The following is a 13,756-nucleotide window of genomic DNA, read 5'->3' as shown; positions in this document are numbered from 1 at the left end:
CTACCCCGCACCTCCCCATCCCCCCACTCTCCGACCTCCTCGACTCCGCCCACGTGGTCTCCCTCCCCATGCGTGTGACCTTCCGCGGGGTCGCCGAGCGAGAGACCGTCGTCTTTCGCGGCCCCGCCGGGTGGGGCGAGTTCGGCCCGTTCCCCGAGTATGGGGACGCCGAGGCGGCCGCATGGCTGCGCGCGGGGATCGAGGCCGCGTGGCAGGGCTTCCCGGAGCCCGTCCGTGACCGCGTCCCGGTCAACGCCACCGTCCCCGCGGTCCCCGCCGAGCGCGTCGCGGACGTCCTCGGCGGCTACTCCGGGCAGGTCCACGCCGTGAAGATCAAGGTGGCCGAGCGCGGCCAGAGTCTCGCGGACGACGTCGCCCGCGTGGCCGCCGTCCGCCACCTCCTCCCGGACGCCGAGCTGCGGGTGGACGCCAACGCGGGCTGGGACGACGACGCCGCCGTGACCGCCCTGAGCGCGCTCAGCGAGTTCCGCCTCGCCTACGCCGAGCAGCCCGTGGCGAGCGTCGAGGGTCTGGCGAGCGTGCGGCGTCGGCTGCGGGAGAAGGGTGTGGGCACCCTGATTGCCGCGGACGAGTCCGTGCGCAAGGCCGAGGACCCGCTGGCGGTGGCGCGCGCGGGTGCCGCGGACCTGATCGTCGTGAAAGTGGCGCCGCTCGGGGGAGTGCGCCGCGCCCTGGAGATCGTGGCGCAGGCGGGACTGCCCGCCGTCGTCAGCTCGGCCATCGACTCCTCCGTGGGGATCCGCGCGGGCGTCGCCCTGGCCGCGGCGCTGCCCGAGCTGCCGTACGCGTGCGGGCTGGGCACGCTCTCGCTCATGACGGCGGACGTGACCGCCGACCCCCTGCGCCCCGTGGACGGATTCCTGCCGGTGCAGGACGTCGCCGTGGACGAGGCGCTGCTCACCGAGCACGCCGTCACCGGTGAGCGCCGGGACTGGTGGCTGGACCGGGTGCGCCGCACGCACGCGCTGCTGGCGGGGCAGTAGCTCTACCCATGGCCTCGCCGCGGGTGACGGGCCTCTGTGCGTGTGCATGAACCTGCTGGCGGCGCAGTCCCGGGTTAACCCGCAGTTCGCTTCCAGGTCGCGTGATGATCACGCCCGGGTGGTGAGGTGGACCACGGAATCACTCGCTGACATGCACGGACGCATGTCTCACCCAGGGAGCCACTCCATGACCCAAGCACCCGAACGCCGCCGTCTCCTGCCCATGCTGGGCCACGTGAACGGCAAGCGCAGCCCGCTCACGTGCGAGCTCAAGTGCGGCAGCCAGTGCACCACCCCGGACACCAACACCTCCGGCAACGAGTACGTGCACGACATCATCTCCGCCGCGATGAGCCGCCGTGCCGCGCTCGGGCTCGGTGCCGCCGGAGCCGTCACGGTGGGTCTGGTGGCCGCCACCGCCCAGCCTGCGGAGGCCACCTACGGCTACTGGGGCAAGGGCAAGTCCCGCCTGGACTTCACCCCCATCAAGCCGGTGAACATGACGGTGGACGATCTCAACGTCCCCAAGGGCTACGACTGGTCGCCCATCATCCGCTGGGGTGACCCCCTGTTCTACGACTCCCCGGAGTTCGACCCCAAGAACCAGACCCCGGAGGCGCAGGCCAAACAGTTCGGCTACAACTCCGACTACCTGGACATCATCCCGGACCCGAACGGCCTCACGGGCGTGCTGGTGAACAACCACGAGTACACCAACGAGAACACCATGTTCCCCACCGGGTACGAGAAGACCAACCTGACCAACATGGTCAAGACGGCCATCCAGGCCCACGGCATGGCGGTCGTGGAGCTCACCCGCACCAAGGTGGGGGAGCCCTGGACGTACGTGCGCGGCGGTGCCCGCAACCGGCGCATCACCCTGACCACCCCGTTCGTGGTGGACGGCCCCGCGGCCGGCTCGGACCTGCTCAAGACGCAGGACGATCCCACGGGCAAACGCGTGCTGGGCACCCAGAACAACTGCTCCGGCGGTGTGACCCCGTGGGGCACCGTGCTCTCCGGCGAGGAGAACATCCACCAGTACTTCATCACCTCCGGCACCGCCGAGGAGAAGCGCTACGGGTTCCCCACCACCATGCCCTCCCGCCGCTGGCCCGAGGTGGAGAAGCGCTTCGACGCCCGCATCCCCGGGTACAAGAACGAGCCCAACCGCTTCGGCTGGGTGGTGGAGATCGACCCCCAGAACCCCAACTCCGCTCCGCTCAAGCACACGGCCATGGGCCGCTTCAAGCACGAGGGCGCGAACGTGCGCGTGGGCGACGACGGCACCGTGGTGGCCTACTCCGGCGACGACGAGAAGTTCGAGTACATCTACAAGTTCGTCTCCGCCAAGAAGTACAAGAAGGGCGACAAGAAGCACAACATGACCCTCCTGTCCGAGGGCGACCTCTACGTGGCCAGGCTCAAGGGCAACTCGCCCAAGAAGCAGATCACCGGTGACGGCACCCTGCCCAAGGACGGCGAGTTCGACGGCTCCGGCGAGTGGCTCCCGCTGGTCAAGGACGGCAAGTCCAAGATCAAGGGCATGTCCGTGGAAGAGGTGCTCGTCTACACCCGCCTGGCCGCGGACAAGGCCGGCGCCACCAAGATGGACCGCCCGGAGGACGTGGAGCCCAACCCCCACACCGGCAAGGTGTACGCGGCGCTGACCAACAACTCGGACCGCGGCTCCAAGGGCAAGGCCGGCGTGGACGAGGCCAACCCGAAGACCGGCAACCGGGACGGCTACGTCCTGGAGCTCACCGAGCGCCACAACCTCCCGCAGGCCACGCGCTTCGACTGGAACCTGCTGCTGGTGTGCGGCGATCCCACCAAGGACTCCGGCACGTACTTCGGCGGGTTCCCCAAGGAGAAGGTCTCCCCGATCTCCTGCCCGGACAACGTGGCGTTCGACAAGGCCGGCAACCTGTGGATCTCCACGGACGGTGCGCCCTCCAAGATCGGCTACAACGACGGCCTGTTCAAGGTGACCCTCAACGGCTCCGAGCGCGGCCGCGTGCAGCAGTTCCTCTCCGTCCCGCAGGACGCCGAGACCTGCGGCCCGGTGATCCACGACACCGAGGGCATGGTCTACATCTCCGTGCAGCACCCGGGCGAGGACGGCACGTTCGAGCAGCCGCGCTCGTACTTCCCGGACTACGCGCTGCCCACGCGGGTCAAGCCCGGTGAGTTCTCCATGTCGCGCCCCGCGGTGGTGCAGGTCTTCCGCAAGAACAAGAAGAACCAGCCCCAGTTCCCGGGCGGTGTGAGCGATCAGCCCGGTCAGACCGCCAACCAGGACAAGAAGCGCAAGAACGGCGCCACCGGTCCGCAGTACCGAGGCTACGACGACAAGCCCACCCCGGAGCTGCAGCAGCGCGCCCAGCAGGCCCCCAAGAGCTACGAGAGCTGATTCTCTCCGGCTCGGCCTGACCAGGCGGGCGGGATCGCGGACACCCGCGGTCCCGCCCGCTTTTCCGTGCCCGGCCGACGACGCCGCCCGCGCGCCGCCATTCCGGTGGGGCCCGCCGGGAAGCCGGCCGAGCGGCGTCGTCGTGCCGCCGAAACCGCGTGTGACGTGGGAGGACACCGGATATGTGACGTGTTTGTGACGGGGGTTCGTGGGGGTTACCAGCCGGTCTGTACGTTGGAACGACTCGACCGGCCCTCACCCAAGGAGCACCCCATGACCACCTCCGCAGACACCCGGGAGGCAGCCCCCGCAGCCTCGTCCGGACGCGTGCGCGGACCTCGCAAGGGCACCGATCTGGGCCAGTGGAAGGTCAGCGGGCGCACGCCCCTGAACCACAACGAGGAGTTCAAGGCGGAGGAGAACTCGCTCAACGTGCAGCGGCGGATCATCGAGGAGTACTCGAAGACCGGCTACGCCTCGATCCCCGCGGACGACGTCCACGGCCGGTTCCGCTGGCTGGGCCTCTACACGCAGCGCAAGCAGGGCGTGGAGGGTGCCAGCACCTCCAAGCTGGACGCGGAGTCCCTCTCGGACGAGTACTTCATGCAGCGCATCCGCCTGGACGGCGGGCAGCTGAGCACCGAGCAGGCACGTGTGCTGGGGGAGATCTCCCGGGAATTCGCGCGCGGCACCGCGGACGTCTCGGACCGGCAGAACATCCAGCTGCACTGGATCCGCATCGAGGACGTCCCCGAGATCTGGGAGCGCCTGGAGGCCGTGGGTCTGACCACCCTGGAGGCCTGCGGGGACACCCCGCGCGTGTTCCTGGGGAGCCCGGTGGCGGGCGTGGAGAAGAACGCCATCATCGACCCCTCCCCGGAGCTCGCCGCGCTGCGCGAGGAGTTCATCGGCAACCCCGAGTACGTGAACCTGCCCCGCAAGTTCAAGACCGCGATCACCGGCAGCCCCACGCTGGACGTGGTGCACGAGATCAACGACGTCAGCTTCGTGGGCGTGAACCACCCCGAGCTGGGCCCCGGCTACGACCTGTGGGTGGGCGGGGCGCTGTCCGTGGCGCCGCGGCTCGGCGAGCGCCTGGGCGCGTTCGTCTCCCGCGAGAACGTGGTGCCCGTGTGGGCCGGGGTGTGCGGGATCTTCCGCGACTACGGCTACCGCAAGCAGCGCACCAAGGCTCGCCTGAAGTTCCTGCTGGCCGAGTGGGGTCCGGAAAAGTTCCGGCAGGTGCTGCAGGACGAGTACCTGGGCTTCGAGCTGCCGGACGGGCCCGCCCCGGAGCGCGCAGTGGGCCACGCGGACCACGTGGGCGTGCACGAGCAGGTGGACGGCAACCGGTACGTGGGCTTCGCGCTCACCGCGGGCCGGCTGTCCGGGGACGCGCTGGTGGCCCTGGCCGACGCCGCCGAGGTTGCCGGCTCCCGGCGCATCCGCCTGACCCCGCACCAGAAGGTGCTGGTGCTGGACGTTCCCGAGGACAACGTCAACGGGTTGATCGAGGCTGTGCAGCCGCTGGGACTGCACGCCAAGCCCAGCCCGTTCCGTCGCTCGACCATCGCGTGCACGGGCATCGAGTTCTGCAAGCTCGCGTTCGTGGAGACCAAGGGCCTGGCCGCCCGGGTGATCGACGACATGGAGCAGCGCCTGACGGACGTGGAGATCCCCACGCCCATCTCCCTGCACATCAACGGCTGCCCCAACTCGTGCGCCCGCATCCAGACCGCGGACATCGGGCTCAAGGGCCAGTACATCGGGGAGGAGTACGTGTTCCAGGTCCACCTGGGCGGCGGCCTCGCCTCCACGGACCGTGAGGAGGGCAGCCTGGGGCGCACCGTGCGCGGGCTCAAGGTCACCGCGGACGACCTCGCCGACTACGTGGAGCGCGTGACCCGCACCTTCCTACGGGAACGCGGCCCGGAACAGTCTTTCGCCGAGTGGGCGCTGAGCGCCGAGGAGGAATCCCTGCGATGACAGCCACCGACATCCAGCTCACCACGCACCCGCTCGCGGCGGGGCAGGGCGGGGACCCAGCGGCGTCGTCCGCCGCGGCCCTGGACGCCCGCGGCACGACGACGCCGCCCGCAGGCTCCGCGGCACCGGCCACCTCCCAGGGGGTCTCACCCGGGCGCACCCGCTCCACCGAGGAGCTCAAGGCCCTCGTGGAGGAGGCGCAGCAGCGCTTCGGCGTGCGGGACGCGGACCCGGACGAGGTGCTCGCGTGGGCCGCGGAGACGTTCGGACAGAAGCTCGCGGTCGCGTGCTCCATGGCCTCGGACACCGTGGTTCCCGCCCTGGTCAGCACGCACCTGAAGAACGTGGACGTGCTGTTCCTGGAGACCGGCTACCACTTCCCGGAGACCCTGCAGACGCGCGACGAGTTCGCCCGGGACTGGCCCGTGAACGTGCGCACCCTGCTGCCCGAGCTCACCGTGCCCGAGCAGGACGCGAAGTACGGTGCGAAGCTGCACGACCGCGACCCCGGCCTGTGCTGCGGAATGCGCAAGGTTGCACCGCTGGACAAGGCGCTGGCGGGCTACGAGGCGTGGGTGACCGGGCTGCGTCGTGAAGAGACGCCGCACCGCGCGAACGCCGCACCCGTGGAGTGGGACGAGCACCACCAGATGGTCAAGATCAACGCCATCGTGGACTGGACCTTCGACCACGTGGTCCAGTACGCCGAGCAGAACCTGGTGGTGGTCAACCCGCTGCTGAGCCAGGGCTACCCGTCCATCGGGTGCGCCCCGTGCACGCGCAAGGTCGCCCCCGGAGAAGACCCCCGCGCCGGCCGCTGGGCCGGTGCGGGCAAGACAGAATGCGGGATCCACCTGTGAGCACCACGACTGCCCCCACGGCACTGACCCAGCTGCAGCGGCTCGAGGCCGAGTCCATCCACATCTTCCGCGAGACCGCGGCGGAGGGCGAGCGCCCCGTGCTGCTGTTCTCCGGCGGCAAGGACTCCGTGGTCATGCTGCACCTGGCCGCCAAGGCCTTCTGGCCCGCACCCATCCCGTTCCCCGTGCTGCACGTGGACACCGGGCACAACTTCCCGGAGGTCCTGGAGTTCCGGGACCGCACGGTCGAGCGGCTGCACATCCGCCTGGAAGTGGCGAAGGTGCAGGACTACATCGACGACGGCCGTCTCACCGAGCGCCCGGACGGCACCCGCAACCAGCTGCAGACCGTGCCCCTGCTGGACGCCATCACGGAGGGCCGCCACGACGTGGTCTACGGCGGCGCCCGGCGGGACGAGGAGAAGGCCCGCGCCAAGGAGCGGATCATCAGCCTGCGGGACGAGTTCGGCCAGTGGGACCCCCGCAACCAGCGCCCGGAGCTGTGGAGCCTGTACAACACGCGCCACCGCCCCGGGGAGCACGTGCGGGTGTTCCCGCTGTCCAACTGGACCGAGCTGGACATCTGGTCCTACATCACCGAGCAGGGCATCGAGCTGCCCTCCCTCTACTACGCCCACGAGCGGGACGTGGTGAGCCGTGACGGCATGTGGCTGGCGGTGGGCGAGCACGTGAGCCCGCGGGAGAACGAGACCGTGCAGACCCGCACCGTGCGCTACCGGACGGTGGGGGACATGAGCTGCACGGGCGCCGTCGAGTCCCCGGCCGTCACCGCGCAGGACGTGCTGGCCGAGGTCAGGACCAGCACGCTCACGGAGCGCGGGGCCACCCGCGCGGACGACCGCGTGTCCGAGGCCGCCATGGAGGACCGCAAGCGAGAGGGCTACTTCTAGAGATGAGCACCGAGAACCAAGCGAGCCTGCTGCGGATCGCCACGGCCGGCAGCGTGGACGACGGCAAGTCCACCCTGGTGGGGCGGCTGCTGCACGACACCAAGAACATCCTGGTGGACCAGCTGGAGGCCATTGAGCGGGTCAGCGAGTCCCTCGGGCTGAGCTCCGCGGACCTGGCACTGCTGACCGACGGGCTGCGGGCGGAGCGCGAGCAGGGCATCACCATCGACGTGGCCTACCGCTACTTCGCGACGCCCGCCCGCAGCTTCATCCTGGCCGACTGCCCCGGGCACGTGCAGTACACCCGCAACACGGTCACCGGCGCCTCCACGGCGGACGCGCTGATCGTGCTGGTGGACGTGACCCACGGGATCGTGGAGCAGACCCGCCGCCACCTGGCCGTGGCCGCGCTGCTGGGCGTGCCGCACCTGATCGTGGCGGTCAACAAGATCGACCTGGTCCCGGATGCCCAGGACGCCTTCGAGACGCTGGAACGGGACCTGCACGCGCTCGCGGAGGAGCTGGGGGTGCTGAACCTGCAGACCATCCCCGTCTCCGCGCTGCGCGGGGACAACGTGGTGGAGCCGTCCGGGGCCACGCCCTGGTACGCGGGACCGTCCCTGCTGGGCTGGCTGGAGAACCTCCCGGACTCCTCGCAGCTCACCCGTTCCGAGCCCTTCGCGCTGCCCGTGCAGACCGTGATCCGCCCGCAGTCCGCAGCGGTGTCCCCGGAGTTCACGGACTACCGCGGCTACGCGGGGCAGATCGCCTCCGGGTCCGTGGCCGTGGGGGACTCCGTGACGGTGCAGCCCGCGGGGCGCACCACCACCGTGACGCGCATCGACGTGGCCGGCGCTCCCGCCGAGCACGCCGTGGCTGGGCAGTCCGTCACGCTGAGTCTCGCGGACCAGATCGACATCAGCCGCGGCGACCTGATCGCGGCCCCTGCCGATTCGCCGCAGGGCTCCAAGACCGTGGACGCCGTGGTGTGCTGGCTGGACGATGAGAACCCCCTGCGCGAGGGCCAGCGCGTGTTGCTCAAGCACACCACGCGCGTGGTCCGCGGCATCGTCGGTTCCCTGGACGGGCGCCTCAACCTGGAGAGCCTCGCCGCGGAGTCGGTGGGCGCGTTCGAGCTGAACGACATCGGGCGCGTGAGCATCCGTGTGGCCGAACCCCTGTTCACCACCGCGTACACGGCCTCCCACGCGCTGGGCTCGTTCCTGCTGATCGACCCGCAGTCCGGGCGCACCCAGGCCGCGGGCATGGTCCAGGACGACAGCGTCCACACCCCCGGCGTGCTCGGCAGCCTCCGCGCGGACGCGGGGGAGTGGGCCATCTGATCCCTGGCTGACGACGCCGCCCGGTCCCGTCGCGCGGGCGCCGCGCCCGTGGGTGACAGGCGCCGTTCTCGGCGCCTCGCCCGCGTGAGCCGGGGCGCGGCCGCGAGACGGTGGCCAGGCTCGCCCGCTCCCTGCGGTGTGCTGCCCGGTCCAGGAGGTGCGGGCGCCCCGGCAGGAACTCCGGGAGCGCCGTCGACCGGTCCGTCGGCGTCGGTGGGGCTGAGTACCCTCGGGAGGGTGATCACCCCCAGCATCCTCACGGCCACCACGGTTCTGCGCGCGCTCGCGGTACGCGGGATGCGGCACCTGGTGGTGTCCCCGGGCTCCCGCTCCGCACCCCTGGCCTACGCCGCGGCCGCCGCCCACGCGAGCGGCGCGCTGAGCGTGCACGTGCGGATCGACGAGCGGGACGCCGCGTTCACCTCCCTGGGGATCTCCCGTTCCACGGGCCACCCGTGCGCCGTGCTCACCACCAGCGGCACCGCCGTGGGGGAGCTGCTGCCCGCCGTGATGGAGGCCTCCCACGCCGGCGTGCCCGTGGTGGTGCTCAGCGCGGACCGTCCGCCCGAGCTGCGCGGCACCGGTGCCAACCAGACCACGCGCCAGCCCGGGATGTTCAGCACCTTCGTGCGCGCAGAGGCGGACGTGCTGCCCCCGGACGGCACCGGGACCGAGACCGAGCAGCGCGCGGCGATCGACGCCGCCCTGCAACCCCCGCTCGCCGCGCTCGCCGGTGACCGGGACTCCGCGCCGGGTCCGGTGCAGCTCAACATTGCGCTGCGGGACCCCCTCTACCCGGTGTCGGAGGAGGACCACGCGTACCTGAAGGACTGGGCCCGGGAACTGACTGCGGAGCTGCGCCGCACCCGGTCCGCGGAAACGTCCGATCTCACGGCCCACCCGTGGTCCGTGCTGCCCGAGCCGTTCCTGCCCGCCGGGGCGCCCACTGATGACGCCTCCACAGATGGCGCGCCGGCCAACGCCCCGACCGCACCGCTCCCCGGCTCCAGCACGACCACAGCACCGTCGCACCCCGTGGTCTTCGCGGGCGACGGCGCCGGGCGGGCCGCCGCTCGATTCGCCCGGGAGCACGGTCTCCCCCTGCTCGCGGAACCCTCCTCGAACGCCCGCGAGGGGGAGGTGATCGCCTCCTACGAGAGCCTCCTGGACACCACCCTCGGGCGTCAGGTCGACACTGTGGTCCTCGTGGGACGGCCCACCCTGAGCCGCGCGGTCTCCGCCCTGCTCAAGCGCCCAGGGGTCAGGGTCGTCGCGGTGCGCCCGGACCCTGCACCGTGGTTCGAGCCGGGACGCCGTTCTGAGACCGAGGTGCCCGGTTTCGCGGAGGCCGCGAGCGCCGTCGGGCCCGTGGCGGAAGGCTGGCTCGATGCGTGGCGCGAGGCGGGGGACGCCGCCTTCGCCGCGGTGCTGCGCTACGCGGACACCCGGGAGGAGCTGACCCGCCTGCACGTGGCCCGCGCGGTGTGGGACGCGAGCTGCCGGGACGGTGCCGTGCTGGTGGTGGGCTCGTCCACGGTGGTGCGGGACGTGGATCTCGTGGCGCGGGCGGACTCGTCCGTGCCCGTGATCGCGAACCGCGGCCTGGCCGGGATCGACGGCACGGTGGCCACCGCGTTCGGCGTGGGGCTGGGCACCGGACGCCCGGTGCGCGCGGTCATGGGAGACCTCACGTTCCTGCACGATGCCGGGGGACTGCTCGTGGGCCCGTGGGAGCAGGTCCCGGACGCGCACCTGGTGGTGGTCAACGACTCCGGCGGGGGGATTTTCCAGACCCTCGAGCACGGCGGGCTGGGCCTGGACGAGCGCTACACCGCGGCGGTGGAGCGGTTCTTCGGGACCCCGCACCGGGCGGGGATCGCGGACCTGTGCGCGGCCCACGGTGTGGAGCACGTGCGGGCGGAGACGGCCGTGGAACTGGCCGCCGCGCTCGCGGCACCCGTCGTGGGTCGCCGGGTCATCGAGGTGCCGGTGTCCCGGGAGACCCTGCGGGACGTCAACGCGGCCGCGCGGCAGGCGGGAGCGCGGGCGGCGCAGGAGCACCTGGCAGCACGCTGACCCCGCTGGCCCGGGGTGCGGGGCCGCTCGTTAGCATGGCGTCATGAGTGAACAGACCGCACAGCAGACCACCCCTCGCACCGCCCTGGTCACGGGAGCGACCCGCGGCATCGGCCGGGCGATCGCCCGGGACCTCGCCGCGGACCACGTGGTGTTCGTGGGCGGGCGCTCCGAGGAGGACGTCGAGCGCCTGCGCGCCGAGCTCGCAGGCACCGGTCCCGGGACCCGCCCGTTCGTGGCGGACGTGACCGACGACGAGCAGGTGGCCGCCGCGTGGGCGCCCCTGCGTGAAGAGTTCGGTGCGCTGAACGTCCTGGTGCACTCGGCGGGCATCGCCCCGCAGTCCCTCGTGGCGGACGCGCCCCGCGAGATGTGGGAGCAGATCTTCGACGTCAACGTGATTTCCGTGGCGCAGCTGACCCGGCTCACCCTGCCCGAGCTGCGCGCGGCGCAGGGGGACGTGGTGGCCATCAACTCCGGCTCGGGGTTCACGTCCCGCGCCTCCTCTGCGCTGTACTCCGGCACCAAGTTCGCGCTGCGGGCCCTCACGGACGCGCTGCGGGAGGAGGAGCGCGAGCACGGGGTGCGCGTGTCCTCGGTGCACCCGGGCCGCGTGGCCACGGACATGCAGGAGCAGCTGCACGAGTACATGGGCCAGGAGTACCGCCCGGAGGAGTGGATCCAGCCCGAGCAGATCGCCGCCGCGGTCCGCATGGCGGTGGACGCCGAGCGCACCTCCGAGGTGGAGGTCATCTCCGTGCGCCCCTCCGGGATGCGCTGAGCACCACCAGAACGTGGATCCCGGCGGCGCCGGGCCGGGTGCGCCCGGAGGGTGCTACATGCCCATCCACTCCTGCCTGAGGCGGTCCACGGTGCCGTCACGCGTGACCCGGTCCAGGGTCCGGTTCACCGCGTCGAGAACCTCGGTGTTGCCCTTCTTCACCGCCACGCCGAGATTCTCGTTGGTGTCCACGGTCTGCACGAGCCGCAGCTCAGGGTGCTTCTTGGCCTCCTGGGAGAGCGTGGAGATGTTCCCGGAGACCGCCTTGACCTGACCGCCCTGCAGGGCCGAGAGCATCCGGTCCAGATCCTCGAACTCGCGCACCTTCAGCTTCTTGTCCCGCGCGTACTTCTCGCCGGAGGTGGCGTGCTGGACCCCCACGGTGCTGCCGCCCACGGAGTTGAAGCTCGTGATGCCGGAGTCCCTGGTGGTCAGCAGTGCGATCTGGTCGTTGAAGTACGGCTGCGAGAAGTCCACGGCCTGACGGCGCCGTTCGGTGATGGTCATCCCGGAGATGGCGGCATCGCACCGGTTCGCGTTCAGTGCGTCACCGGATTCCAGGGTGTGGAAGTCCGCCTGGACCACGGTGAGGGTGCGGCCCATGTCCCGGGCGATCTCGTGGCCCAGGGACATGTCGAACCCCACGGTCTCGCCGTCGCGCTCGAACTCGAACGGGGGATAGGGGGAGTTCGTGCAGACCCGGAAGGCCTCGGGGGAGGGGCTCTCCTGAATCTGGTCCGGCGTGGAGGACCCGCAGCCGGACAGCACCACGGCAGCCGCGCAGACAGCGGCAACCGCAGATGCAGTGCGACGCAGCGCTGGCATGGGGACTCCTCGTCGAGTGGCCTGGACCTGTGGCGATCGTACTATGCGGGCTCGCGACTCCGGCGGGGTCGCCACCAGGGTGGGGGGCCCAGGTCGGGTGCGCGCCCGAGCCGGACGAGTCCCGAGAGGCAGGTCGTCCCGCTGTCGGAACCATGCCGGGTTCGGTACGGGCCCGCTATCCCTGGCTGTGCGCGGGCAGCGACTCCAGCATCGGGCGCAGCTTGGCCCACGTCTCGGCGAGCTCGGCCCGCGGGTCGGACTCCGCCACGATTCCGCAGCCCGCGCTCACCCGTGCCCGGTGCCCGTCCAGCTGGACCGCGCCGCGCAGGGCGATGCCCCACTCGCCGTTGCCGGCGCCGTCGAGCCAGCCCACGGGACCCGCGTAGAGGCCGCGGTCCATGCGTTCGAGGTCCTCGATGACCGCGCCCGCGGTCTCGGTGGGGGTCCCGCACACCGCGGCGGTGGGGTGCACGGCCTCCGCGAGCTCCAGTGCGGAGGGCAGGGTGCCGTCCACGCCGGTGCGCAGCTGCGCGGTGACGTCCGAGGCCAGGTGCCACACGTTGGGCAGGGCCAGGATGAACGGGTGCTCGCCGCCAGAGACCTCGTCCGCGTACGGGGACAGCCCCGCCACGAGGGAGTCCACGGCAAAGCGGTGCTCGCGCTGCTGCTTCTCGGACCCGCCCAGCTCGGTGCCCGCGAAGTCCTCCGGGTTCGCGCCCTCCGGGAGGTCCTGGCGGTCGAGAGTCCCCGCGAGCACACGGGCCGTCGCGGTGCCGCGGTGCACGCGGATCAGCATCTCCGGGGTGGCGCCGAGCAGGCGTCCCGCGCACGGCGAGCCCTCCTCGCCCAGGCGCACGCAGTACGTCCAGCACGTGTCGAAGCGCTCGCTCAGCCGCCCGAGCACCCCGCCCAGGTCGATGTCCGCGCCGGTGTCCACCACCACGTCCCGCGCGAGCACGAGCTTGTCCAGCTCCCCGGCGCGGATCATGCCCACGCCGTCCGCCACGGCCGCCATCCAGCGTTCCTCGTCCAGCGCACCGGGCACCGCCGTGGGGTGCGACGACGCCGCACGGCCGGTTTCCGCGCGGAGCGGCGCGGCGGCGTCGTGCCCGGCGGTGGCAGCGTGCCCGGTGGGAGCCACGCGTGCGAGGCGGCGCCAGGCGGCGTCGAGGTCCGAGACCGTGGGGGAGGGCTGGGTGGTGACGAGCGTGAGCCACGCGGTGTCCCCGGTGGTGCCGACCACGAGCTCGGGGACCATGAGCCCGGAGTCCACGGTGGAGGACGGGGCGAACGCGAACGCGCCGAAGGCCAGCAGCCCGGTGCCCGGGAGCCGCACCTCGTCCGTGACCCGAGCGGCCTCCCGCACGGCGTCCCACCACACGCGCGCGGACGTGAACCGCGTGCCGCCGCGCACCCGGTAGGCGGCGGTGCGCCCGAGGCCCACGAGGCCCTGGCCGCGCACGATCCACGTGGCGGGGTCCTCGCTGCCGAGCAGGCGGCGGACGTCCGGGTCGCGCGCGAAGTCGGAGGCGGCGGGGACGTCCGAGAGGGGGAGGG

At 71.8% G+C, this 13,756-nt stretch carries 10 protein-coding genes; 8 read left to right on the top strand and 2 right to left on the bottom strand.

Features of this window, described 5'->3' with window-relative positions; all coding sequences use genetic code 11:
* Positions 1–17 precede the first annotated feature (17 nt).
* The 8 genes from QL985_RS10630 (at position 18) to QL985_RS10595 (ending at position 11,374) form a co-directional block, all read left to right on the top strand.
* Positions 18–1,004, top strand: coding sequence for an o-succinylbenzoate synthase (locus tag QL985_RS10630; RefSeq protein WP_290147806.1), 987 nt, complete (start codon positions 18–20; stop codon positions 1,002–1,004).
* A 187-nt stretch (positions 1,005–1,191) separates the two neighbouring features.
* Positions 1,192–3,417 carry a PhoX family phosphatase gene (locus QL985_RS10625; protein ID WP_259905521.1) on the top strand — a complete coding sequence of 742 codons (2,226 nt, stop codon included), beginning with the start codon at positions 1,192–1,194 and terminating at the stop codon, positions 3,415–3,417.
* Positions 3,418–3,690: 273 nt separating this feature from the next.
* Positions 3,691–5,403, top strand: a complete 1,713-nt coding sequence (locus tag QL985_RS10620) for a nitrite/sulfite reductase (RefSeq protein ID WP_259905522.1) — start codon at positions 3,691–3,693, stop codon at positions 5,401–5,403.
* On the top strand, positions 5,400–6,263 hold the full coding sequence (locus QL985_RS10615) for a phosphoadenylyl-sulfate reductase (RefSeq protein ID WP_259905523.1): 864 nt from the start codon (positions 5,400–5,402) through the stop codon (positions 6,261–6,263). Before QL985_RS10620 ends, QL985_RS10615 begins: the two co-directional genes overlap by 4 nt.
* Positions 6,245–7,174, top strand: coding sequence for a sulfate adenylyltransferase subunit CysD (gene cysD, locus QL985_RS10610; protein ID WP_259905524.1), 930 nt, complete (start codon positions 6,245–6,247; stop codon positions 7,172–7,174). Before QL985_RS10615 ends, cysD begins: the two co-directional genes overlap by 19 nt.
* A gap of 2 nt (positions 7,175–7,176) precedes the next feature.
* Positions 7,177–8,517 (top strand): GTP-binding protein, encoded by a 1,341-nt coding sequence (locus QL985_RS10605; protein ID WP_259905526.1) that lies wholly within the window; start codon positions 7,177–7,179, stop codon positions 8,515–8,517.
* Positions 8,518–8,754: 237 nt separating this feature from the next.
* Positions 8,755–10,593, top strand: coding sequence for a 2-succinyl-5-enolpyruvyl-6-hydroxy-3-cyclohexene-1-carboxylic-acid synthase (menD, locus tag QL985_RS10600; RefSeq protein ID WP_259905528.1), 1,839 nt, complete (start codon positions 8,755–8,757; stop codon positions 10,591–10,593).
* 43 nt (positions 10,594–10,636) lie between these two features.
* Positions 10,637–11,374: an SDR family oxidoreductase gene (locus QL985_RS10595; RefSeq protein ID WP_259905529.1), complete on the top strand. Its 738-nt coding sequence runs from the start codon at positions 10,637–10,639 to the stop codon at positions 11,372–11,374.
* A gap of 54 nt (positions 11,375–11,428) precedes the next feature.
* On the opposite strand, the gene QL985_RS10590 is transcribed toward QL985_RS10595, so the two are convergent.
* The gene (locus QL985_RS10590; protein ID WP_259905530.1) at positions 11,429–12,199 is read right to left on the bottom strand and encodes an ABC transporter substrate-binding protein; all 771 of its coding nucleotides are present in this window, start codon (positions 12,197–12,199) and stop codon (positions 11,429–11,431) included.
* A gap of 175 nt (positions 12,200–12,374) precedes the next feature.
* Positions 12,375–13,756, bottom strand: a 1,382-nt coding sequence (locus QL985_RS10585; protein WP_290147802.1) for an isochorismate synthase, incomplete at its 5' end; no start/stop codon positions are given.

The organism is Kocuria sp. APC 4018 (assembly GCF_030407675.1).
Lineage (GTDB): Bacteria > Actinomycetota > Actinomycetes > Actinomycetales > Micrococcaceae > Kocuria > Kocuria rhizophila.
This window is presented reverse-complemented; position numbering and strand designations above follow the sequence as displayed.

What these genes read in the sequence shown, in the direction of transcription:
- QL985_RS10625 (WP_259905521.1), top strand. Translation starts at nt 1,192, where the DNA reads ATGACCCAAGCACCCGAACGCCGCCGTCTCCTGCCCATGCTGGGCCAC.
- QL985_RS10620 (WP_259905522.1), top strand. Translation starts at nt 3,691, where the DNA reads ATGACCACCTCCGCAGACACCCGGGAGGCAGCCCCCGCAGCCTCGTCC.
- QL985_RS10615 (WP_259905523.1), top strand. Translation starts at nt 5,400, where the DNA reads ATGACAGCCACCGACATCCAGCTCACCACGCACCCGCTCGCGGCGGGG.
- cysD (WP_259905524.1), top strand. Translation starts at nt 6,245, where the DNA reads ATGCGGGATCCACCTGTGAGCACCACGACTGCCCCCACGGCACTGACC.
- QL985_RS10605 (WP_259905526.1), top strand. Translation starts at nt 7,177, where the DNA reads ATGAGCACCGAGAACCAAGCGAGCCTGCTGCGGATCGCCACGGCCGGC.
- QL985_RS10595 (WP_259905529.1), top strand. Translation starts at nt 10,637, where the DNA reads ATGAGTGAACAGACCGCACAGCAGACCACCCCTCGCACCGCCCTGGTC.
- QL985_RS10590 (WP_259905530.1), bottom strand. Translation starts at nt 12,199, where the DNA reads ATGCCAGCGCTGCGTCGCACTGCATCTGCGGTTGCCGCTGTCTGCGCG.